Annotated in this window: 18 protein-coding genes and 1 riboswitch; of the genes, 13 read left to right on the forward strand and 5 right to left on the reverse strand. The window is 71.4% G+C overall.

The genetic code is table 11. The features are described 5' to 3' along the window. Window positions 1-68: 68 nt before the first annotated feature. The gene (locus I8N67_RS04885) at window positions 69-1,667 is read right to left on the reverse strand and encodes an ABC-F family ATP-binding cassette domain-containing protein (RefSeq protein ID WP_200301325.1); all 1,599 of its coding nucleotides are present in this window, start codon (window positions 1,665-1,667) and stop codon (window positions 69-71) included. 285 nt (window positions 1,668-1,952) lie between these two features. Between I8N67_RS04885 and I8N67_RS04890 the strand changes: the two genes are divergently transcribed. Further along, a complete protein-coding gene (locus tag I8N67_RS04890) occupies window positions 1,953-2,375 on the forward strand; it encodes a VOC family protein (RefSeq protein ID WP_200301326.1) in 423 nt (140 codons plus the stop codon). A gap of 33 nt (window positions 2,376-2,408) precedes the next feature. Here I8N67_RS04890 and I8N67_RS04895 read toward each other — a convergent pair whose 3' ends face one another. The 3 genes from I8N67_RS04895 to I8N67_RS04905 all read right to left on the reverse strand — a co-directional run bounded on the left by I8N67_RS04895 (window position 2,409) and on the right by I8N67_RS04905 (window position 5,982). Further along, window positions 2,409-3,659 carry a hypothetical protein gene (locus tag I8N67_RS04895; protein WP_200301435.1) on the reverse strand — a complete coding sequence of 417 codons (1,251 nt, stop codon included), beginning with the start codon at window positions 3,657-3,659 and terminating at the stop codon, window positions 2,409-2,411. Between the two features lie 360 nt (window positions 3,660-4,019). Next, window positions 4,020-5,147 (reverse strand): alpha/beta hydrolase family protein, encoded by a 1,128-nt coding sequence (locus tag I8N67_RS04900; RefSeq protein ID WP_200301327.1) that lies wholly within the window; start codon window positions 5,145-5,147, stop codon window positions 4,020-4,022. Window positions 5,148-5,250: 103 nt separating this feature from the next. Next, window positions 5,251-5,982 (reverse strand): class II aldolase/adducin family protein, encoded by a 732-nt coding sequence (locus tag I8N67_RS04905; RefSeq protein ID WP_200301328.1) that lies wholly within the window; start codon window positions 5,980-5,982, stop codon window positions 5,251-5,253. 198 nt (window positions 5,983-6,180) lie between these two features. Here I8N67_RS04905 and I8N67_RS04910 point away from each other — a divergent pair, with 198 nt between their 5' ends. The 5 genes from I8N67_RS04910 (at window position 6,181) to I8N67_RS04930 (ending at window position 10,179) form a co-directional block, all read left to right on the forward strand. Further along, on the forward strand, window positions 6,181-6,933 hold the full coding sequence (locus I8N67_RS04910; RefSeq protein WP_200301329.1) for a lysozyme: 753 nt from the start codon (window positions 6,181-6,183) through the stop codon (window positions 6,931-6,933). 113 nt (window positions 6,934-7,046) lie between these two features. Next, on the forward strand, window positions 7,047-8,297 hold the full coding sequence (locus I8N67_RS04915) for an inorganic phosphate transporter (protein WP_200301330.1): 1,251 nt from the start codon (window positions 7,047-7,049) through the stop codon (window positions 8,295-8,297). A gap of 27 nt (window positions 8,298-8,324) precedes the next feature. Continuing rightward, entirely contained in the window at window positions 8,325-8,546 is a 222-nt protein-coding gene (locus I8N67_RS04920; RefSeq protein WP_200301331.1) for a hypothetical protein, read from the forward strand. A 221-nt stretch (window positions 8,547-8,767) separates the two neighbouring features. Next, complete coding sequence (locus I8N67_RS04925; protein WP_200301332.1) at window positions 8,768-9,625, forward strand: helix-turn-helix domain-containing protein; 858 nt, start codon at window positions 8,768-8,770, stop codon at window positions 9,623-9,625. 41 nt (window positions 9,626-9,666) lie between these two features. Beyond that, window positions 9,667-10,179 (forward strand): hypothetical protein, encoded by a 513-nt coding sequence (locus I8N67_RS04930; protein ID WP_200301333.1) that lies wholly within the window; start codon window positions 9,667-9,669, stop codon window positions 10,177-10,179. 272 nt (window positions 10,180-10,451) lie between these two features. Here the strand turns inward: I8N67_RS04930 and I8N67_RS42285 are convergent, their stop codons facing one another. Then, window positions 10,452-10,760, reverse strand: coding sequence for a DUF397 domain-containing protein (locus tag I8N67_RS42285; protein WP_307835153.1), 309 nt, complete (start codon window positions 10,758-10,760; stop codon window positions 10,452-10,454). Between the two features lie 219 nt (window positions 10,761-10,979). Then, a riboswitch (cobalamin riboswitch) is annotated at window positions 10,980-11,099 on the forward strand. A gap of 106 nt (window positions 11,100-11,205) precedes the next feature. On the opposite strand from I8N67_RS42285, the gene I8N67_RS04940 reads away from it, so the two are divergent. From I8N67_RS04940 to cobI, 7 genes are read left to right on the forward strand one after another with little or no spacing between them, the layout of a single operon-like run. Further along, window positions 11,206-12,195, forward strand: a complete 990-nt coding sequence (locus tag I8N67_RS04940; protein WP_200301335.1) for a cobalamin biosynthesis protein — start codon at window positions 11,206-11,208, stop codon at window positions 12,193-12,195. After that, entirely contained in the window at window positions 12,192-13,700 is a 1,509-nt protein-coding gene (locus I8N67_RS04945) for a cobyric acid synthase (protein ID WP_200301336.1), read from the forward strand. The genes I8N67_RS04940 and I8N67_RS04945 overlap by 4 nt, the downstream gene beginning before the upstream one ends. After that, entirely contained in the window at window positions 13,697-17,353 is a 3,657-nt protein-coding gene (gene cobN / locus I8N67_RS04950; protein WP_200301337.1) for a cobaltochelatase subunit CobN, read from the forward strand. Before I8N67_RS04945 ends, cobN begins: the two co-directional genes overlap by 4 nt. Then, window positions 17,350-19,350 carry a putative cobaltochelatase gene (locus I8N67_RS04955; protein ID WP_200301338.1) on the forward strand — a complete coding sequence of 667 codons (2,001 nt, stop codon included), beginning with the start codon at window positions 17,350-17,352 and terminating at the stop codon, window positions 19,348-19,350. The genes cobN and I8N67_RS04955 overlap by 4 nt, the downstream gene beginning before the upstream one ends. Then, entirely contained in the window at window positions 19,350-19,949 is a 600-nt protein-coding gene (gene cobO / locus I8N67_RS04960) for a cob(I)yrinic acid a,c-diamide adenosyltransferase (protein WP_200301339.1), read from the forward strand. Before I8N67_RS04955 ends, cobO begins: the two co-directional genes overlap by 1 nt. Beyond that, a complete protein-coding gene (locus tag I8N67_RS04965; RefSeq protein WP_200301340.1) occupies window positions 19,946-21,457 on the forward strand; it encodes a cobyrinic acid a,c-diamide synthase CobB in 1,512 nt (503 codons plus the stop codon). The genes cobO and I8N67_RS04965 overlap by 4 nt, the downstream gene beginning before the upstream one ends. Beyond that, entirely contained in the window at window positions 21,442-22,188 is a 747-nt protein-coding gene (gene cobI, locus I8N67_RS04970; RefSeq protein WP_200301341.1) for a precorrin-2 C(20)-methyltransferase, read from the forward strand. The genes I8N67_RS04965 and cobI overlap by 16 nt, the downstream gene beginning before the upstream one ends. The last annotated feature ends 21 nt before the right edge of the window (window positions 22,189-22,209 follow it).

The raw sequence follows: 22,209 nt of genomic DNA on the forward strand, positions 1-22,209 counted from the left end.
ATGGGCCGAATGATCCATAGGCAGTTGATCAACCCATTCGATCAAGGTGCCTGATCGAATGGGCGGCCTCAGGCGAGCGCGACGAGGTCCGCGTAGTCCGCGCCCCACAGGTCCTCGACGCCGTCCGGCAGCAGGATGATCCGCTCCGGCTGGAGCGCCTCGACGGCGCCCTCGTCGTGGGTGACCAGGACGACCGCGCCCTTGTAGGTGCGCAGCGCGCCGAGGATCTCCTCGCGGCTGGCGGGGTCGAGGTTGTTCGTCGGCTCGTCGAGCAAGAGGACGTTCGCCGACGACACCACCAGGGTCGCGAGCGCGAGACGGGTCTTCTCGCCGCCGGAGAGGACACTGGCCGGCTTGTCGACGTCGTCACCGGAGAACAGGAACGAGCCGAGGGTTTTGCGGACCTCGACGAGGTCCAGGTCGGGCGCGGCCGAGCGCATGTTCTCCAGGACCGTGCGGTCCGGGTCGAGGGTCTCGTGCTCCTGCGCGTAATAGCCGAGTTTGAGGCCGTGGCCCTCGACGACCTCGCCGGTGTCGGGCTTCTCGGCGCCCCCGAGGAGGCGCAGGAGCGTGGTCTTGCCGGCGCCGTTGAGGCCGAGGATGACGACCCGGGAGCCCTTGTCGATGGCCAGGTCGACGTCGGTGAAGATCTCCAGCGAGCCGTACGACTTCGACAGGCCCTCGGCGGTGAGCGGGGTCTTGCCGCAGGGCGCGGGCTCGGGGAAGCGCAGCTTGGCGACCTTGTCGGAGACCCGTACGGCGTCCAGGCCGGCGAGCAGCCGGTCGGCGCGCTTCGCCATGTTCTGGGCGGCGACGGTCTTGGTGGCCTTGGCGCGCATCTTGTCGGCCTGCGAGTGCAGCGCGGCGGCCTTCTTCTCGGCGTTCTGCCGCTCGCGCTTGCGGCGCTTCTCGTCGGCCTCGCGCTGCTGCTGGTAGAGCCGCCAGCCCATGTTGTAGACGTCGATCTGGGCACGGTTGGCGTCCAGGTAGAACACCTTGTTGACGACCGTCTCGACCAGGTCGACGTCGTGGGAGATCACGATGAAGCCGCCGCGGTAGGTCTTGAGGTAGTCGCGCAGCCAGACGATCGAGTCGGCGTCGAGGTGGTTCGTCGGCTCGTCGAGGAGCAGGGTGTCGGCGTCGGAGAAGAGGATCCGGGCCAACTCGATACGGCGGCGCTGACCACCCGAGAGGGTGTGCAGCGGCTGGCCGAGCACCCGGTCGGGCAGGTTGAGCGCGGCGGCGATGGTGGCGGCCTCGGCCTCGGCGGAGTACCCGCCCTTGGTGAGGAACTCCGTCTCCTGGCGCTCGTACTGCCTCAGGGCCTTCTCGCGGGTGCCGCCCTGGCCGCCTGCGATGCGCTGCTCGTTCTCGCGCATCTTGCGGATCAGTACGTCGAGGCCGCGCGCGGAGAGGACGCGGTCGCGGGCGAGTATGTCGAGGTCGCCGGTGCGGGGGTCCTGCGGGAGGTAACCGACCTCGCCGGAGCGGGTGATGGTGCCGCCGGCCGGGATGCCCTCGCCGGCCAGGCACTTGGTGAGGGTGGTCTTGCCGGCGCCGTTGCGGCCGACGAGGCCGATGCGGTCGCCCTTGGCGACGCGGAAGGTGGCGGACTCGATGAGGACGCGGGCACCGGCACGCAGCTCGATACCGGAGGCGGAGATCACGGACAGACTCCAGGGCGAAGGGGGAGGAGGGCGGGCGGCTGAGGACGTTCCCGCCGTCTAATGCGCGAGGAGAAGGGCCATGGGCCCGATTCTAACTGCGGGCGGCAAGCGGTTTTCCGCCTGTGCCACAAGGGATCACGTGGTATCGGTCACCGGCCCGCGGGAGCACTTCGAGCGGTGGACCTGACGCCGTGGTGGTGGGCGGGGGCCGTTCCCTCGGCGGGGTCTTGTCGGTGGTGGGTGCAAAACTGAGCAGCAGGTCGTATTCCGGACGACGGAGAGGTCGTGATCGGTATGGCAGGCAGGAGCGACGGACGCCCGAGCATCTACCCGACACTGTTGTACGCGGACGCCAAGGCGGCCATCAGGCAGCTCACGGAGGCGCTGGGCTTCACCGAGCTGTCGGTGTACGAGGGCGAGGACGGGACGGTGCTGCACGCCGAGCTGACGCAGGGCAACGGCGCGGTGATGGTCGGCTCCAAGGGCAGCGGCAGTGCCTTCGACGCCGCGATGAAGGGCGCGGGCCCCAGCGGGGTGTACATCGTGGTGGACGACGTGGACGCCCATCACCGGCGGGCCGTGGAGCACGGCGTGGAGATCCTGACGCCCCCGACGGACCAGGAGTACGGGTCGCGGGACTACATGGCCCGGGACGCCGAGGGCAATGTGTGGAGCTTCGGTACGTACGCGCCCGAGACGGGCGGCTGACACCCGCCCGTCCCGGCACCGGCCCCGCCCGGGTCAGCTGCCGCCGGTGTGCACCTGGAAGGCGGCCCGGCGGACGGCCTTGGCGAGCGCCGGGTCGGGGTGGGCGGCGGCGAGGGCGACCAGGACCTGGACGGTACGGGGGTGCCCGACCGCGCGGACCTCGGCGAGCAGCGCGGGGACCGTGGGCTGCACCGCGGACTCCAGATGCCGTACGAGCAGGGGTGCCTCGCCGTGGTCGGCGACGGCGGCGGCGGTGTCCACCCAGAGCCAGGTGGACTCCTCGCGGGTGAGCACCTCGTGGGCGTCCTCGGGGTCGGCGCCGTCGTGCTCGGCGAGCCAGAGCAGGGCGTAGGGGCGCAGCGGGGTCTCGTCGGCGACGGTGCGGACGTCCGGTTCGGCGGGGGCGCCGACGACGCGCAGCGCCTCGAAGGCGAGGCCCCGGATGAGGGCGTCCTCACCGCGGGCGGCGTCGATGAGCTCGGTGACGGCGCCGCCGACGGGGCGGGCGGCCAGCCAGGCGCGGTATTCGGCGCGGGCCGCGTTCGGGCGGAGCTGGGCGCAGCCGCGGAGCATGTCCTCGGCGGAGACCTCGATGTTCCCGGCAGGGCTCTGTGCGGCGACGCAGATCTGCTCCAGCTTCACCCAGACCGCCCAGCTGCCGAGCGGGGTGAGGGTGGCCTGGCCGTCGCCGTAGGTGAGGGCGCCGACGGAGGCGAGGGCGCGCAGGGACCAGTCGAGCAGCGGGGCGAGCGGGGTGTCCTCGGTGTTCGGCTCCGCGCCGGGCTCGGGCTGCGGGCCGTAGGGGATCTCGCAGCGCTCGGTGCGCAGTTCGGTGACCCGCTGTTCCAGGAGGTCGAGGAGCTGCTCGACGGGGACGGGCCCGGCGGAGAGCTGGAGGAAGGAGAGCACCTGGGGCATGGCCGAGACGACCTCGGCCACGGCGGCGGGCGCCCGGTCCGCGGGCTCGGGGTGGGCGATGGACCAGGCGTCGAAGAAGGCGACCCAGCCGCGCAGTACGGCGCTGTCGTCGCGGTGCCAGGCGCGCAGGCGCCAGCCGGGGCGCGCGGTGTCGCCGTGCACCTCGATGAGGCCGGCCAGCCGTGCGGTGTCCCAGTCGTGGCGCACCTGATCCGGGGTCAGCCCCAGGTGGTCGGCGGCCCGTTCCGCGGTCGCGTCGGAGAGGGTGCCGGTGCCGTCGGAGCTCGCGCTCTGGCGGCCCGGGCGCAGGGCGGCGTCGGCCCAGTGGGCGACGCGGGCCGCGTCCGCCAGGACGGCGCGGGCCATGCGGGCGAGTTCCACGGGCGGCGGGGTGCCCTCCGGGGGCCGGGGAGCCGGTCGGCGGCGCTGGGTCACTGCTGCTCGGGGAGCGGCGGCCAGGGTTCGCGGGCTGACGAGTCGGAGCCTGGAGTCGCGCGGGTTACGGGACGTCACGGGGGCAGTCTTCCGGTTGACGGTCCGAAAACCCAAACGGAATGTCACAGCGGGCGACAGGGGTGGCCAACGCACGCGTTCCCAAGGAGGGCGATATGGGTGAGGATCGCCTTGGTCCAGCGCTAAACGGAATGGGTCGTACCTGTCTGTGCGGGCTTGGATTCCGCCCCCCTGCGGCGACTGCGCTCCGCCCCTGGCTCTGCCGCGTCCGCGCTACATGAGCGGGGTGAGGAAGCGGCGCAGGGTTTCTTCATAGGCCTTGGGGTCGGCGTTCCACATGGCGCCGTGCGGGGCGTGGCGGACCGTGCGCAGCGTGACGCGGCCGGGGAGGCGGGCGGCGAGCCGGCGGGAGGGGCCCCAGGGGGCGACGACGTCGTCGGGGCCGTGGAAGATCAGGGTCGGGACCCTGAGGTCCGGGGCGACCGCCGGCTGGTCGACGGGGGCCGCGCGCAGTCCCGTGCGGCCCTGGGCGGCGCGGACCGCGAGGGGCAGCAGGGCGCCGGGGGTGCGGCGGGCGGCGGCGAGGGCGCGCAGGGTGGTCGCCCAGTCGAGGACCGGCGAGTCCAGGACGAGCCCGGTGACGCGGTCGCGCAGCGGGGAGTGGGTGGCGGCGCGCAGGGCCATGGTGGCGCCGGTGGACCAGCCGTGCAGGACGACCCGCTCGGCGCCGGACCGGACGGCGTACCGGATGGCCGCGTCCACGTCCCGCCACTCGGACTCGCCGAGGTGGCTCAGGCCGTCCGGGGAGCGGGGCGCGCCGGCGTCGCCGCGATAGGCGAGGGCGAGCACCGGGAAGCGGTGGCGGTGCAGGAACTCCATGACGTTCATGGTGTGCTCGCGGGTGGCGCCCAGGCCGTGCACGGTGATCACCCAGATGTCGCGGGCCGCGGGCACGAACCACCCGGGCAGGGCACCGAGTTCGCCGGGCACGTCGACGTCGGTGTGGTCGAGGCCGAGCGCGGTGCGCGGGTCGCCGACGTGGGTGTTCGGGGTGAGCCGCACCCGGTCGCCCGGCTCCAGCGTGCCCTGGGTGACCCGTTCCAGGCGGCGTACGACGGTGTCGGGGGCCTGTGCGGCGCCGTCGAGGACATTGCCGACGACCGCGTGGGAGCCGTCGCCGACGAGGCCGTAGACGCCGGGGCGCTGTGCGGCGAAGGCCCGGGTCAGGGCGATCCGGCCCGCCGCGGTGGAGTGCACGGTCAGCCGGGGTTCCGTGGGCAGTGGTCCGCCCGGCGGTGCCTTCAGCGCGGCATCGCTGGCCAGCCGGCCGGCGGCGACACCGGCCGCGCCGGCCGCGAACGCGACCCCTGCAGCCGTGGCTGCCGCTCTGACTGCACGCACGGGTCCAGTGTCCTGGCGGACTCCGTCGGTGGCCAGTGGGCGGGGGTTTCCGGGTGGTCGGGGGTTTCCGGGTGGTCGGGCTGGTCCGGGGGCGAGCAGGGTCTCACCCCGGCTGCCCGTACCCCCGAAGCCGCTCCCCCACCTCCGCCACCTGGTCCGGCGTGAGCAGTGTCGGGGAGAGGCCCGGGACCGAGGACGCCGTCAGCCAGACGCGGGACATCCATTCGAGCTGGGCCGTGCGGTCGTAGGCTTCGGAGAGGGTGTTTCCGTATGTGATCGTGCCGTGGTTCTGGAGCAGGCATGCGGTGCGCCCTGTCAAAGCGCGGAGCATGTTCTCGGCCAACTCAGGGGTGCCGTAGGTCGCATACGGGGCGACTCGGACGGGTCCGCCGAGGGCGCCGGACATGTAGTGGATCAGCGGCAGCTCGCGTACGAGGGTGGAGACGGCCGTCGCGTGGACGGCGTGGGTGTGGACGACGGCGCGGGCGTCGGTGGTGGTGTGGATCGCCAGGTGCATGGGGAGTTCGCTGGTCGGGCGGAGGCGGCCGAGGACCTGCCGGCCGGTGAGGTCGACGCCCGTCGCGTCGTCCGGGGTCAGGCGGTCGTAGGGCACTCCCGTCGGTGTGACCAGGACGGTGTCCCCGACGCGTACGGACACGTTGCCGGAAGTGCCGACGACCAGACCGTCGGCCACCGTCCGGCGGGCCGTCGCGACGAGCTCGTCCCACGCGCGTGCCACGTCGTCCGGCGCGGCTTGCTGTCGTGCCGTTCGCGAATCCTGTGAATCCTCACCCGTGTCCCGCTCGTCCCGGGCGTTCCGCCGCTCCTCAGCCATGCGGCGATCCTGCCAGGCGACCCTCGGCCGGCGCTTCCGGGCGAGCGCACTCCAGGGCGGGAGCCGGACCCTCGATAGGGCTCATATGCACATACATCACCCCCTGTTGGTGATTGGCCGGTGATCGACGGCGATTCGGTGATCTTCCAGTAGCCTCCGGATGTTTTGTCGCACACGTCGCCATTCCGGGGGGAAAACATGGCCCGTGACACCACCCGACCGTCCCGTCGTCGCAACCGCGTATTCGCCGCGTCGGTCGCGGCGCTCGCCCTGGGGGGTACCGCTCTCGTCGAGATCCCCGCCTCGGCCGCCGCCAAGCCCAAGGGGCACGACGTCTCCTCGCACCAGAAGAAGGTGAACTGGCCGAGCGCGAAGTCGAAGGGCGCCAAGTTCGTCTACGTCAAGGCGACCGAGTCCACCACCTACCGCAACCCGTACTTCGGCCAGCAGTACGACGGCTCGCGCAACGCGGGCCTGATCCGGGGCGCCTACCACTTCGCGGTGCCCGACAAGTCGTCCGGCAAGGCCCAGGCCGCCTACTTCGTGCGCAACGGCGGCGGCTGGCGCGCCGACGGCTGGACGCTGCCGCCGGCCCTCGACATCGAATACAACCCGTACGACAAGAAGAAGAAGTGCTACGGCCTGAGCGACAGCAGGATGGTCGGCTGGATCAAGTCGTTCAGCGACGAGGTCAAGCGTCTCACCGGCCGCCGTCCGGTGATCTACACGACCACCCACTGGTGGAAGACCTGTACCGGCAACAGCGCGGCGTTCGCCGGGAACCATCCGCTGTGGCTGGCCCGGTACAACTCCGCCGGGGCGGGAGAGCTCCCCGCGGGGTGGAAGTTCTGGACGATCTGGCAGTACGACAACGGCAGCGGGAGCCTGCCGGGTGACCAGAACCTCTTCAACGGGTCCATGCGCCGGCTGAAGAAGTTCACCAAGGGCTAGACCGACACCCGCACCCGATTACTACATCCACACGCCTGTCCTAGTTCATCTTCCGTTCACCCAGGTTGCCTACGGTCCCCGTACCACTGGACATCCAAGAGAAGCCTGGGTAAATGGAAAACTTCTCGCTGATCCTCGCGATCGTGGTGATCACCGCGCTCGCGTTCGATTTTACGAACGGTTTCCACGACACCGCCAACGCGATGGCCACCACCATCTCGACCGGCGCCATGAAGCCCAAGGTCGCGGTGGCCATGTCCGCCGCGCTCAACCTTGTCGGCGCGTTCCTGTCCATCGAGGTCGCCAACACCATCTCCAAGGGGCTCGTCGACGAGTCCGGCATACAGCCAGAGGTCATATTCGCGGCGCTCGTCGGCGCCATCCTCTGGAACCTGCTGACCTGGCTGGTCGGGCTTCCCTCCAGCTCCTCGCACGCCCTGATGGGCGGCCTCATCGGCGCCACGATCGCCTCGGCCGGCTCCGGCGCGGTGCACGGCGACGCGCTCGTCACCAAGGTGCTGATCCCGGCCGTCGCGGCCCCGCTGGTCGCGGGCCTCGCCGCGATGCTCGCCACCAGGCTGACGTACAGGCTCGGGGAGCACACCAGCGAGAAGGCCTCCGGCAAGGGCTACCGCGTCGGTCAGATCGCCTCGGCGGGCCTGGTCTCGCTGGCCCACGGCACGAACGACGCCCAGAAGACGATGGGCATCATCACCCTGGCGCTGGTCGCCGGCGGTGTGCTCGCGCCCGACTCCGATCCGCCGGTGTGGGTCATCGTCTCCGCCGGTATGGCCATCGCGCTGGGCACCTACCTGGGCGGCTGGCGCATCATCCGCACCATGGGCAAGGGCCTGACCGACCTCCAGCCGCAGCAGGGCTTCGCCGCCCAGACCAGCGCGGCCACGGTCATCCTCGCCTCCTCGCACCTCGGCTTCTCGCTCTCCACCACGCACTCGGTCTCCGGTGCCGTGATGGGCGCGGGCCTCGGCCGCAAGGGCGGTGTGGTCCGCTGGTCCACCGCCACCCGGATGTTCGTCGCCTGGGGACTGACCCTGCCGGCCGCCGCGCTGGTCGCCGCGCTCGCCGAGTGGGTGACCTCCTTCGGCACCTGGGGCACGGCCCTCGTCGCGTTGTTCCTCATCGCCTCCAGCGCCGCGATCTGGGTGCTCTCGCGCCGCGAGGTCGTCGACCACACCAATGTGAACGACGCCGAGGAGCCCCCGGGCGTGGTGACCACGGCGATCGCCGCCGTGACCCCGCCGCCGACCGGTGCGACGGCCGAGGAGCTCACGGCGACCATCCCGGCCCCCGCCGCCGAGTCCACGGCCTCGGCGACCCCGTCCACGCCGACGCCCGCCGTCTGAGCCCCGCGACCCCTGAGGAACACCACCATGCACATCGACTGGGCAGCCCTCGGCTCCGTCTTCGGAGTCAGCCTCGTGGTCACCGTGACCCTCGTCGGCCTCTTCACCCTCGGCATCGTCGGCCTCTCCAAGCGGGAGGCGGCGACCGCCGGCGGCGGCTCGCCGGCAATCGCCACGACAGCGGCGTACGCCTGCTTCGCGGCCTGCGCGGCGGCGGTGGGGTACGGGATCTACCTGATCATGGCCTGAGGCCCCCCGCACCCCTCTCACCTCGCACGACACGCCACACGAAACCCCCGTACCGATTTGACCGGTACGGGGGTTTTGCCTACTGTTCACAACAACTGTGACCCCCGTCGAAATGACACATGTCATTTGGGCAATGGCTGTACGACGGTACCGAATCGGCGTAAGCTATCAGATACTCGCCGTTCGACGATGGCCACCTGACATGCAGACAGGGGAGCGCCATGCCCAGGGACCTCGATCCGAGCCTGAATCGACGCAGGCTCCGCGTCGAGTTGCGCAAGGCCCGTTACAAATCAGGGCTGACCAAACAACAGACGGCTGACGCCCTGGACTGGTCACTTTCGAAGATCATGCGCATCGAGGCCGGCACGGTCGGCGTCAGCGTCACCGATGTCCGGGCGCTGATGCAGCAGTACGAGATCACGGACCCGGTACTCGTCGGCGAGTTGGAGGAGGCCGCGCGGGGCTCGAAGGGGCCGTCCTGGTGGGCTCCGTGGGGCAATCTGGTGTCCCAGCCGTACGCTCAATACCTGGGCTACGAGGGGGCCGCGACCTCCATCCGCATCTACAACCCCATCGTGCTGCCCGGCCTTGTCCAGACCGAGGACTACGCCACCGCCCTCCTCTCACCCACGACCGAGGGCACGGACGTACGGCGGTCGGTGGAGCTCCGCACCACGCGGCAGGAGCGGTACCTCGACTCCGAGTCCGGGCCGCGCGTCGAGATCGTCCTGGACGAAGCCGCCGTACGGCGCGTGATCGGCGGCCCCAAGGTGATGCGTCATCAACTGGAGCACATCAAGACCCTGGCCCAGCGCCCGCGGATGGGCATGCGGCTCCTGCCGTTCACCGTGGGAGCCCACTTCAGTACCCTCAGCCCGTTCATCCTGCTCGGGTTCAAGGACGACGACGACCTGCTGTACCTGGAAGGCCCCAACGGCGGCCTGTCGAACCGCGAGGATCTCGACCTCACGGTTCGCTATCAGGAGTGCTTCGCGAACATCAGTGACAGCGCGTACGAAGGTGACCGGATGATCGAGTTCCTCGACACGGTCAAGGAGAGTCTGGACAACGACTGAGCCCCGGGACGGAACGTCCGGGCGGACACGGGGGAGGGCCGATGGCGGTCTTCGGACAGCGAGAGTGGTGGAGGCGGCTCACGGCGCGCCGCACCGTTCCTGGCAACGGAGATCCAGCCGGTTCTCCCCCACCGGATGCCTCCGATCCCGGCGGCCCGGCCACACTCGACGACTGCACCCTCAAGTCGTACGCCATGCGGCAACAGGAGTGGGCGGAGGCGCTCATCCGGCTGGAGAGCGCCCGTGTCGACGGCGAGATACGGCTCATGTCGGTCCGCATGCTGCTGGGCACGTTCTGCGCGAGCGTCCTGCTGCTGAGCATCGCCGTGACCAGTCGGGTCGTGCCCACGACTCAATTCAACGCCACGACACCACTCGCCACGGCGATCACCGGCGCCATCGGCGCCGCTCTGCTCACGTCGCTCGCCGCGGGTCTCGGCAAGATACTGCGCGCCCGTGCCGACGCCTCGCGCCCCACCGGCCTCAGCGCCGCTCCGGCCCCCGCAGCCGAGCCCCGGCCAGAGCCCGGTCCAGGGCCCTCAGCCGCTCCGTGACCGGAGTCAGTCCCCACCACAGGCCCGCCCCCGCCGCGATGAGGGCGGTCACCACCAACCAGACGACACCCCGCGCTTCCGTCCCTGGCACCAACAGAGCGGCGAGAGCGCCCACACCTACGGCGAGCACTCCGGCAACCGTACTGAAGAGCACCAGCGGGGCCGCGGCGGACAACAGCGTTCGCCGGTCCCTCGACGCCCTCGTGTCCGCCGAGGCGGATCCCTTGGCCCGATCTTCCATCGCGTGTACCTCCCGTCCCCCGGACGGATCTTCAAGAGCCGCCCGCTCCCGGGTCCACAAGCCCCGCCAGAAAACCACACCACGCGGCGTGACGGAAGGCGAGCACAGCGTTCTTCTTCGAGTTTGAGTCACGTACCAGAACCTGCCTCTCCCCGAACGACGCTTCCACACAGAGGCTGGTTTCGCCCGAATAACTGCTCTTGAACCAAGTCCGCGGCACCGACACCCTGTCGAACACTCCGACCTCCACCTCACAAGTCAGCGCACCGACACGGCGTCCACCGCGACGACCCGAGCGCCGTGTCCAGCCGCCGCACGGGCGCGGTGGAGGACCGGCCACACCAGGTTCGTCTCCCAGCAACGAATCACCCAATGCCGCTCGTCGGCGCTCAGTTTTCGTACTGCCGTTCCCTCAAGTGTTCCCAGCTTGGGCGTTGGGAAAGAGCACAGATAGAGCCGATTCGGGCGTCTGACGATATTTCAGCGGTGTGGGGCTCAGCACACCACTGCGCCGCAGGTCAACGGCAAGTTGACGGGTCTTCCGGGCGCGTGGTGGACTGCCGGGGCCATGTACGACGGTAGGAGAGGAAGCCGGTGCGAGTCCGGCGCGGTCCCGCCACTGTCACCGGGGAAGACCTTCCCGGGAGCCAGGAACTCTCGCCGTCGGTCTCGTCGAACCAGGGCGTGGACACCCTGAGTGAGGACACATATCGCCATGCGCGGCTGCCGTTCGAGTCTCGGTACCAGGCCCTCACCCGACCCCGACCTCGCGATCGGCTGAACCGATGCGTGCCGATCGCGTCTTCGCGTACGGCGCCGCCGCCGGACTCCTCGGTGACCTGCTGCTCGGCGATCCGCGCCGGGGGCATCCGGTCGCCGCGTTCGGGCGGGCGGCCGGGGCCGTGGAGCGGGTGCTGTGGCGGGACCACCGCGGGTGGGGCGCGCTGCACACCGCTGTGTGCGCCGGTGGCGCCGTGGCGCTGGGGGCCGTCGCCACAGCCGCCGTACGGCCGTCGCGGGCCGCCTCCGTCGCGTTGACCGCCGCCGCCACCTGGGCCGTCGTCGGGGGGACTTCGCTCGGGCGGGAGGCCCGCGCCATCGGGCGGTACCTGGAAGCGGACGACCTCGCGGGTGCCCGGGCGCGGCTGCCGCATCTGTGCGGGCGGGATCCGCAGGCGCTCGACGCGGACGGGATCGCGCGCGCCGTCGTGGAGTCCGTCGCCGAGAACACGTCGGACGCGGTGGTCGGCGCCCTGGTGTGGGGGGCTGTCGGCGGTGTGCCGGGGCTCGTGGGGTTCCGGGCCGTCAACACGCTGGACGCCATGGTCGGCCACAAGTCGTCGCGATATCGCCGGTACGGGTGGGCGTCCGCCCGGCTGGACGACGTGGCGGGATGGCCGGGCGCCCGGCTCACGGCGGTGCTGGCCGCGGCCACCGGCGGGAACGCGCGGGGTGCCGTCCGGGCCTGGCGTGCGGACGCGGGGAAGCATCCGAGCCCCAACGCCGGGCCGGTGGAGGCGTCGTTCGCGGGTGCGCTGGGCGTGCGGCTTGGCGGGACCCTGTCGTACGGGGGCCGGATCGAGCACCGGCCGGTGCTGAACGGGGACGGGCGGGCCGTCGTCGTCGGGGACATCGAGCGGGCCGTCCGGCTGTCCCGGCGCGTGAGTTGGCTGGCCCTGGGGGTCAGTGCGGGGGCGGCCGTGCTCCTGGACCGGATGGCGAGGCGCCCGGCGCTGTGGGCACAGCGGTCGCGGTGTGTGAAGGGGGCTTCATGAGTGGCGGGTTGCTGGTCGCCGGTACCACCTCCGACGCCGGCAAGAGTGTCGTCACCGCCGGTATCTGCCGGTGGCTGGTGCGGCAGGGCGTCAAGGTCGCGCCGTTCAAGGCGCAGAACATGTCGCTGAACTCGTTCGTGACGAAGGAGGGCGCCGAGATCGGGCGCGCCCAGGCGATGCAGGCGCAGGCCTGCCGGGTCGAGCCCACCGCGCTGATGAATCCCGTGCTGTTGAAGCCGGGCGGCGAACAGAGCAGCCAGGTCGTGCTGTTGGGCAAGGCCGTGGGCGAGATGAGTGCCCGCGGCTACCACGGCGGGCGGCAGCGGAAGCTGCTGGGGACGGTGCTGGACTGTCTCGCCGAGTTGCGGGGCACGTATGACGCGGTGATCTGTGAGGGCGCCGGCAGCCCTGCCGAGATCAACCTTCGGCGGACCGACATCGTGAACATGGGGATCGCCCGGAACGCCGGGCTGCCCGTGCTCGTCGTCGGCGACATCGACCGCGGGGGCGTCTTCGCCTCCTTCTTCGGGACCGTCGCGCTGCTCTCGCCCGAGGACCAGGCCCTCGTCGCCGGGTTCCTCGTCAACAAGTTCCGCGGCGACGTCTCGCTGCTGGAGCCGGGCCTCGACATGCTGCACGGGCTCACCGGACGGCACACGTACGGCGTGCTGCCCTTCCGGCACGGCCTCGGCATCGACGAGGAGGACGGGCTGAGGGTCTCGCTGCGCGGGACGGTCCGGGAGGCGAACGTCGCGCCGCCCGTCGGTGAGGACGTGCTGCGGGTCGCCGTGTGCGCGGTCCCGCTGATGTCCAACTTCACCGATGTGGACGCCCTCGCCGCCGAACCCGGTGTCGTCGTGCGGTTCGTGGACCGGGCCGAGGAGCTCGCCGACGCCGACCTCGTCGTCGTACCCGGCACCCGGGGCACGGTCCGGGCCCTGGAGTGGCTGCGCGAACGGCGGCTCGCGGACGCTCTCGTGCGGCGGGCGGCCGAAGGGCGGCCCGTGCTCGGCATCTGCGGCGGCTTCCAGCTGCTCGGCGAACACATCGAGGACGACGTCGAGAGCCGGCGCGGCCGGGTGGACGGGCTCGGACTGCTGCCCGTACGGGTCCGGTTCGCCCTGGAGAAGACCCTCACCCGGCCCGTCGGCGAGGCCCTCGGGGCGCGGGTCGAGGGGTACGAGATCCATCACGGGGTCGCCTCCGTGGAAGGCGGGGAACCCTTCCTCGACGGCTGCCGGGTCGGGCAGACCTGGGGCACGCACTGGCACGGCTCCCTGGAGTCGGACGGCTTCCGGCGGGCCTTCCTGCGCGAGGTGGCCGCCGCCGCGGGCCGCCGCTTCGTACCGGCCGCCGACACCTCCTTCGCCGCGCTGCGCGAGGAGCAGCTCGACCGGCTCGGCGATCTGATCGAACAGCACGCGGACACCGACGCGCTCTGGCGGCTCATCGAGTCGGGCGCGCCGACAGGACTGCCTTTCATCCCACCGGGAGCGCCCGCATGAGCACTGTGTTGTTGTTGTCCACCGCCGACACGGACCTGTTGGCGGCCCGGGCCGCCGCCGGCGCCTCGTACCGGATCGGCAATCCGACCCGGGTGGACGTGGCGGAGGAGCTGCCCGCGCTCGTCGAGGGCGCGGACATCGCCGTCGTACGGCTGCTGGGGGGCAAGCGGGCTTGGGAGGACGGGCTCGCCGCGCTCAAGGCCTCGGGGGTGCCGACCGTGCTGCTCGGGGGCGAGAGCGTGCCCGACGCCGAGCTGATGGCCGAGTCGTCGGTGCCCGCGGGTGTCGTGGCGGAGGCCCTGCGCTATCTCGTGGAGGGCGGGCCGGCCAACCTGACCGAGCTGGCGCGGTTCCTGTCCGACACCGTGCTGCTGACGGGTGAGGGGTTCGTCGAGCCGCAGAAGATGCCCGAGTACGGGGTGCACGGGGACCGGGAGTTCACCGGGGGACGGCCCACCGTCGGGGTGCTCTTCTACCGGGCGCACCAGCTGAGCGGCAACACCGCCTTCGTGGACACCCTGTGCGACGCGATCGAGGCACACGGGGCCAACGCCCTGCCCGTGTACTGCGGTTCGCTGCGCGGCGCCGATCCCGGACTGTACGAGATCCTTGCCACGGCGGACGCGCTGGTCGCCACCGTGCTCGCCTCCGGCGGCACACACGCCTCGCAGGCGTCGGCCGGCGGTGACGAGGAGGCCTGGGACATCGGGGCGCTCGCCGACCTCGACGTCCCCGTCCTGCAAGGACTCTGCCTCACCTCCTCGCACGCGGCCTGGGCCGCGTCGGACGCCGCCGTCTCCCCCATGGACGCGGCGATGCAGGTCGCGATCCCCGAGTTCGACGGGCGGCTCATCACCGTCCCGTTCTCCTTCAAGGAGCAGGGCCCCGACGACGTACCGGTGTACGTCGCCGACCCGGAGCGGGCCGGGCGGGTCGCCGGAATCGCCGTACGGCACGCACGGTTGAAGCACCTGGCGAACGCGGAGAAGAAGCTCGCCATCGTCTTCACCGCCTACCCGACCAAGCACTCGCGGGTCGGCAACGCGGTGGGTCTGGACACGCCCGCGTCGGCGGTACGGGTGCTGGACGCGCTCCGGGACGCGGGGTACGCCGTCGAGGGCCACCCGGACAACGGTGACGAGCTGATCCACCGGCTCATCAACGCCGGTGGCCACGACGTCGAATGGCTGACCGAGGAGCAGCTGGCCGCCGCGCCCGCGCGGGTGCCGCTCGCCGACTACCGGGCCTGGTTCGACACGCTCGACCCGGCGCTGCGCGACGGGATGCTTCAGGCGTGGGGCGAACCGCCGGGCAACCTGTACGTCGACGGGGACGACATCGTGCTCGCGTCCCTCCAGTTCGGGAACGTCGTCGTGATGATCCAGCCGCCGCGTGGCTTCGGCGAGAACCCGATCGCGATCTACCACGACCCCGACATGCCGCCCTCGCACCACTACATGGCGGCCTACCGGTGGCTCGACAACTCCTTCGGCGCCGACGCGATCGTCCACATGGGCAAGCACGGCACGATGGAGTGGCTGCCGGGCAAGGGGCTGGGGCTGAGCGGCGGCTGCGCGCCGGACGCCGTCCTCGGCGACCTCCCCCTCATCTACCCGTTCATCGTCAACGACCCCGGCGAGGGCACCCAGGCCAAGCGGCGCGGGCACGCCACCGTCGTCGACCACCTCGTACCGCCGATGGCGCGCGCGGACACGTACGGCGATCTGGCGAAGCTGGAGCAGCTGCTCGACGAGTACGCGTTGGTCTCCGACCTGGACCCGACGAAGGCGCCGGCCGTGCGGGCGCAGATCTGGACGCTGGTCACGGCGGCCGAGCTGCACCACGACCTGCATGTCGACGACCAGCCGGGCGACGACGCCTTCGACGAGTTCGTCATGCACATCGACGGCTATCTGTGCGAGATCAAGGACGTGCAGATCCGCGACGGGCTGCACATCCTCGGTGGCGGGCCGGTGGATGAGGCGAGGGTCAACCTGGTACTTGCCGTGCTGCGCGCCTCGCAGGTGTGGGGTGGGAAGGCGAACGCGCTGCCGGGGCTCAGGGCCTCCTTCGCGGCCCATTTCGGGCTCGTCGAGAAGGAGTTGCTGGCCGAGCCCGGAGCGCCGCTGAAGGTGCCGGCCGAGCTGACCGACCTGGTGGACGGGCCGGCCCGTACGGCGGCCGACGCCATCGACCTGCTGGAGCAGCTGTGCCGGCGGGTCGCCGAGGGCATGGAGGCGCGGGACTGGGACGTCGCGGTCGTCCCGGCGCTCGTACGCGGCGTGCTCGGCGTCGAACTCCCGGACGCCGTCGCGGTGTTGGAGTTCGCGTGCGACGAGGTCGTGCCGCGGCTGGCGAAGACCACGGACGAGATCGACCACATCCTCAAGGCGCTCAAGGGCGGGTATGTGCCGGCGGGTCCGTCCGGTTCGCCGACGCGCGGCCTGGTCAACGTGCTCCCCACCGGCCGCAATTTCTACTCCGTCGACCCCAAGGCCATTCCGTCCCGGCTGAGTTGGGAGGTCGGGCAGTCGCTCGCCGACTCGCTCGTGCAGCGGTATCTCGCCGACACCGGGGAGTATCCGAGGTCGGTCGGGCTGACGGTGTGGGGTACGTCCGCGATGCGTACGCAGGGCGACGACATCGCGGAGATCCTGGCGCTGCTGGGGTGCCGTCCGGTGTGGGACGACGCGTCGCGGCGGGTGACGGGGTTCGAGATCATACCGCCGGCGGAGCTGGGCCGACCGCGTGTCGACGTCACGGTTCGTATCTCCGGGTTCTTCCGGGACGCGTTCCCGCATGTGGTGGGGTTGATCGACGACGCGGTGCGTGCCGTGGCCGAACTGGACGAGCCGGCCTCGCAGAACTTCGTGAAGGCGCACGCCGACGAGGACACGGCCGAGCACGGGGACCGGCGGCGGGCGACGGCTCGTATCTTCGGGTCGAAGCCGGGGGCGTACGGGGCGGGGCTGCTGCCGCTGATCGACGCCCGGAACTGGCGCTCCGACGCCGATCTCGCCGAGGTGTACGCCGTCTGGGGCGGTTACGCGTACGGGCGGGGGCTCGACGGGCGGGCGGCTCGGGGGGACATGGAGACGGCGTTCCGGCGGATCGCGGTGGCGGCGAAGAATGTCGATACGCGGGAGCACGATCTTGTCGACGCCGACGACTATTTCCAGTACCACGGCGGCATGGTCGCGATGGTGCGGCATCTGACGGGGGCCTCCCCCGAGGCGTATGTCGGTGACAGCGCGACGCCCGACCAGGTGAAGACCAGGACATTGAGCGAGGAGACCCACAGGGTTTTCCGGGCGCGCGTGGTCAACCCCCGCTGGATGAGCGCCATGAGAAGGCACGGCTACAAGGGTGCTTTCGAGATGGCGGCGACCGTCGACTATCTCTTCGGGTACGACGCGACGGCGGGCGTTGTCGACGACTGGATGTACGAGAAGCTCAGCGCCGAGTACGTCTTCGACGCGGAGAACCAGGACTTCATGAAGAAGTCCAACCCGTGGGCGCTGCGCGGCATCACCGAGCGGCTGTTGGAGGCCGCGGAGCGGGGGCTCTGGGCGGAGCCGGACGCCGACACGCTGGAGCGGTTGCGCGCCACGTACCTGGAGCTCGAAGGCGACTTGGAGGGCGACGAGAAGTGAGTGTTCCCTTTCCGTTCACGGCCGTCGTGGGCCAGGACGACCTGCGGCTCGCGCTGCTGCTGAACGCTGTGTCACCGGCGGTGGGCGGCGTGCTCGTGCGAGGCGAGAAAGGCACCGCGAAGAGTACGGCCGTGCGTGCTCTTTCGGCGCTGCTGCCCGCAGTCGATGTCGTCGCCGGGTGCCGGTTCTCGTGTGATCCTGGCGGGCCCGATCCGGCCTGCCCGGACGGGCCGCATGACGGGGGCCCCTACGAGTCCCGGGCGGCCCGCATGGTCGAGTTGCCCGTCGGTGCGTCCGAGGACCGGCTCGTCGGGGCGCTCGACATCGAGCGGGCCCTCGCGGAGGGTGTGAAGGCCTTCGAGCCGGGGCTGTTGGCCGACGCGCATCGCGGGATTCTCTACGTCGACGAGGTCAACCTCCTTCATGACCATCTGGTCGATCTGCTGCTGGACGCCGCCGCCATGGGTGCCTCGTATGTGGAGCGCGAGGGCGTCTCCGTACGGCATGCCGCGCGTTTTCTGCTGGTCGGGACCATGAATCCCGAGGAGGGCGAGCTGCGGCCGCAGCTCCTCGACCGGTTCGGGCTCACCGTCGAGGTCGCCGCCTCGCGGGAGCCCGATCAGCGGGTGGAGGTCGTGCGGCGGCGGCTCGCGTACGACGACGATCCGGCCGGGTTCGTGGAGAGGTGGGCCGGCGAGGAGACCGCCGTGCGCCAACGGATCGTGGCCGCACGGCAGTTGTTGCCGTCCGTGCGGCTGGGCGACGGGGCGTTGCGGCAGATCGCGGCGACCTGTGCGGCTTTCGAGGTGGACGGGATGCGGGCCGACATCGTGATGGCGCGGACGGCGGTCGCGCTGGCCGCGTGGGCCGGGCGGACGGACGTACTCGCGGAGGATGTGCGGCAGGCGGCGCTGCTCGCGCTGCCGCACCGGCGGCGGCGGAACCCGTTCGACGCGCCGGGGCTCGACGAGGACAAGCTCGACGAGACGCTGGAGGAGTTCGGCGGGTCGTCGCAGGACGAGGACCCCGATCCCGGTCCGGACGGGCCCGGTGGTGGGGGGCAGTCGCCTTCCTCGGAGCCCGAGGGGCCACAGGGTGGTGACGCCGGCGCTCAGCCCGAGGCCGGGGAGGGCGGGGAGCCGCAGCCCGTCGGCGCCGGTGCGGGCGAGCAGTCCGCCGTGCGGGCCGCCGAGCCCTTTCGTACGAAGGTGCTGAGTGTGCCGGGGCTCGGGGAGGGCGCCGCCGGGCGGCGTTCGCGGGCGCGGACCGAGCATGGGCGGACGACCGGGGCCAGGCGGCCCCGTGGGGCGCTGACCAAGCTGCATCTGGCGGCCACTGTGCAGGCCGCCGCGCCGCATCAGCGGGCGCGGGGGCGGTCGGGGCCGGGGCTGGTCGTGCGGCGGGACGATCTGCGGCAGGCGACCCGGGAAGGGCGTGAGGGCAATCTCGTGCTCTTCGTCGTGGACGCCTCCGGGTCGATGGCCGCGCGGCAGCGGATGAGTGCCGTGAAGGGTGCTGTCCTGTCGCTGCTTCTCGACGCGTATCAGCGGCGGGACAAGGTGGGTCTTGTGACCTTCCGGGGGTCGGCCGCCGAGGTGGCGTTGCCGCCGACCTCGTCCGTGGACGCGGCGGCCGTACGGCTGGAGTCGTTGCCCACGGGTGGGCGGACGCCGCTGGCCACCGGGTTGCTGCGGGCGCGCGACGTGCTGCGGGTGGAGCGGCTGCGCGATCCCGCGCGGCGGGCGCTGGTCGTGGTGGTGACCGATGGGCGGGCCACGGGTGGGCCCGAGCCGGTCGCGCTGGCCGGGCGGGCGGCTCGGCTGTTCGCCGCCGACGGGGTCGCTTCCGTGGTGGTCGACTGCGAGTCGGGGCCCGTGCGGCTGGGGCTGGCCGGGCAGCTCGCGGGTGAGTTGGGTGGTACGGCGGTGACGTTGGACGAGCTTCGGGCGGACTCCATCGCCGGTCTGGTGAAGGACGTACAGAGGAGGGCCGCGTAATGCCTCAGGGGCAGCCGAGTGTGGTGCCGGACGACGGGCTGACGACGCGGCAGCGTCGTAATCGGCCTCTTGTGGTCGTGCACACGGGTATCGGGAAGGGCAAGTCCACCGCCGCGTTCGGGCTCGCGCTGCGGGCCTGGAACCAGGGGTGGCCCATCGGGGTGTTCCAGTTCGTCAAGTCGGCGAAGTGGAAGGTCGGCGAGGAGAACGCGCTGCGGGTGCTGGGGGCCAGCGGTGAGGGCGGGTCCGTCGGCTGGCACAAGATGGGTGAGGGCTGGTCCTGGGTCCAGCGGGACTCCCAGATGGACAACGAGGAGAAGGCCCGGGAGGGCTGGGCGCAGGTCAAGCGGGACCTGGCCGCCGAGACGTACAAGCTGTATGTGCTGGACGAGTTCGCGTACCCCATGCACTGGGGGTGGATCGACACCGATGAGGTCGTCGACGTGCTGCGGAATCGGCCGGGGACCCAGCACGTCGTGATCACCGGGCGGAACGCGCCCGAGAAGCTCGTCGAAATCGCCGACCTCGTGACCGACATGTCCAAGGTGAAGCATCCGATGGACGCCGGTCAGAAGGGGCAGAGGGGCATCGAGTGGTGACTTCTTCCGTCCCTCGGCTGGTCGTCGCCGCGCCTTCCTCGGGCAGTGGCAAGACAACCGTGGCCACGGGGTTGATGGCCGCGTTCACCGCGCGGGGGCTCGTCGTGTCGCCGCACAAGGTGGGGCCGGACTACATCGATCCCGGGTATCACGCGCTCGCGAGCGGGCGGGTGGGGCGGAATCTCGACGCGTATCTGTGTGGGGCGGAGCTGATCGCGCCGCTGTTCGCGCACGGGGCGCGTGGGTGTGACATCGCTGTCGTCGAGGGGGTGATGGGGATGTACGACGGGGCCGCGGGGGAGGGTGAGCTGGCGTCCACCGCGCATGTGGCGAAGTTGCTGCGGGCGCCGGTGGTGCTTGTCGTGGACGCCTCGTCGCAGTCCCGGTCCGTGGCGGCACTGGTGCATGGGTTCGCGTCCTGGGATCCGCAGGTGCGGGTCGGTGGGGTGATTCTCAACAAGGTCGCGTCGGACCGGCACGAGGAGTTGTTGCGGGAGGCGTTGGAGTCGGCCGGGGTGGCTGTGCTGGGGGTGTTGCGGCGGGTTGCTCAGGTGGATACGCCGGGGAGGCATCTGGGGCTGGTGCCGGTCGCCGAGCGGCGGGCCGCCGCGGTGGAGGCTGTGGCGGCGATGGGTGCGCAGGTGGGGGCGGGGTGTGATCTGGAAGGGTTGGTCGCGCTGGCGCGTAGTGCGGGGGCGTTGTCTGGGGCGGGTTGGGATGCGGCTGAGGCCGTGGCTTTCTCGCCCCCGCCGCCCCTTCCCCTCCCAACCCTGGGGGCCGCGCCCCCAGACCCCCGCTTTCGGCCTGAACGGCCTTGTCCTCAAACGCCGGACGGGCTGGAAGGGGCTGGGGTGAGGGATCGGGATGGCGACTCCCCTCCTCGGACGCCGGACGGGCTGGAAGGGCCGGCCGTGATCGCTGTTGCCGGTGGGGCCGCGTTCACGTTCTCCTATGCGGAGCATGCGGAGTTGTTGGCCGCTGCCGGGGGCGAGGTCGTCGTGTTTGATCCGCTTCGGGATGAGGGGCTGCCTGAAGGGACGACCGGGCTGGTCATCGGGGGTGGGTTTCCGGAGGTGTATGCCGCCGAGTTGTCCGGCAACGAGGCGTTGCGGAAGGCTGTTTCGGAGTTGGTGCTGGGTGGGGCTCCGGTCGCGGCCGAGTGTGCTGGGCTGCTCTATCTGTGCCGGGAGCTGGACGGGCAGCCGATGTGTGGGGTGCTCGACGCGGCGGCGAGGATGGACGAGCGGCTGACGCTCGGGTATCGGGACGCGGTGGCCGTGAGCGACAGTGTGCTCGCGCCGGCCGGAACGCGGATGCGGGGGCACGAGTTTCACCGGACGGTGGTCGAGCCGGGGGCCGGGGCGGCTCCAGCGTGGGGGGTCCGGTCCCCTCGGCCGCGCGTCGAAGGTTTTGTACAGCGAGGTGTGCACGCGAGTTATCTGCACACGCACTGGGCGTCGGAGCCCGGTGTCGCCCGTCGGTTCGTGGAGAGGTGCCGGACGTCATGAGCAGCAGCAGGTTGATCGGAGTCGGGGTGGGCCCGGGCGATCCCGAGCTGGTGACCGTCAAGGGCGTCAACGCTCTGCGCGCCGCCGACGTCGTGGTCGTACCGGTGATGGACACGGGGGACCAAGGGCGCGCCGAGGCGACCGTGCTGCACTACGTGGGCGCGGAGAAGGTCGTACGTGTCGTGTTCGCGCTCAACGAGCGGACCGACCGGGGGCGGCGCGAGGCCGCCTGGGACGCCGCCGGGGGGCGGGTCGCCCAGCTGCTCAGGGAGCACTCCTCCGTGGCTTTCGCCACCATCGGCGACCCCAACGTGTACTCCACCTTCACCTATCTCGCCCAGACCATCGGGGAGCTGGTGCCGGGGACCGTCATCGAGACCGTGCCCGGGATCACCGCGATGCAGGACCTCGCCGCGCGCTCCGGTGCTGTGCTGACCGAGGGGACCGAGCCGCTCACGCTCGTGCCGGTCACGGCTGGTGCGGCCGTGCTCAAGGACGCCCTGAGCGGGCCGGGGACCGTGGTGGCGTACAAGTTCGGGCGGCAGGCGCAGGCCGTCGTCGAGGCGTTGCGGGAGACCGGGCGGATCGAGGACGCGGTGTGGGGGTCCGCGCTGGGGCTGCCCGAGGAGTCCATCCGGGCCGCCGCCGAGCTGGACGGCCGGCCTCTGCCCTACCTCTCCACCCTCATCGCGCCGGCCCGGCGCGACGGCGGACGCGGTGGGAAGCTGTGAGCGGCTTCAGAGGATGCGCAG

Source organism: Streptomyces adelaidensis (genome assembly GCF_016598475.1).
Lineage (GTDB): Bacteria > Actinomycetota > Actinomycetes > Streptomycetales > Streptomycetaceae > Streptomyces > Streptomyces adelaidensis.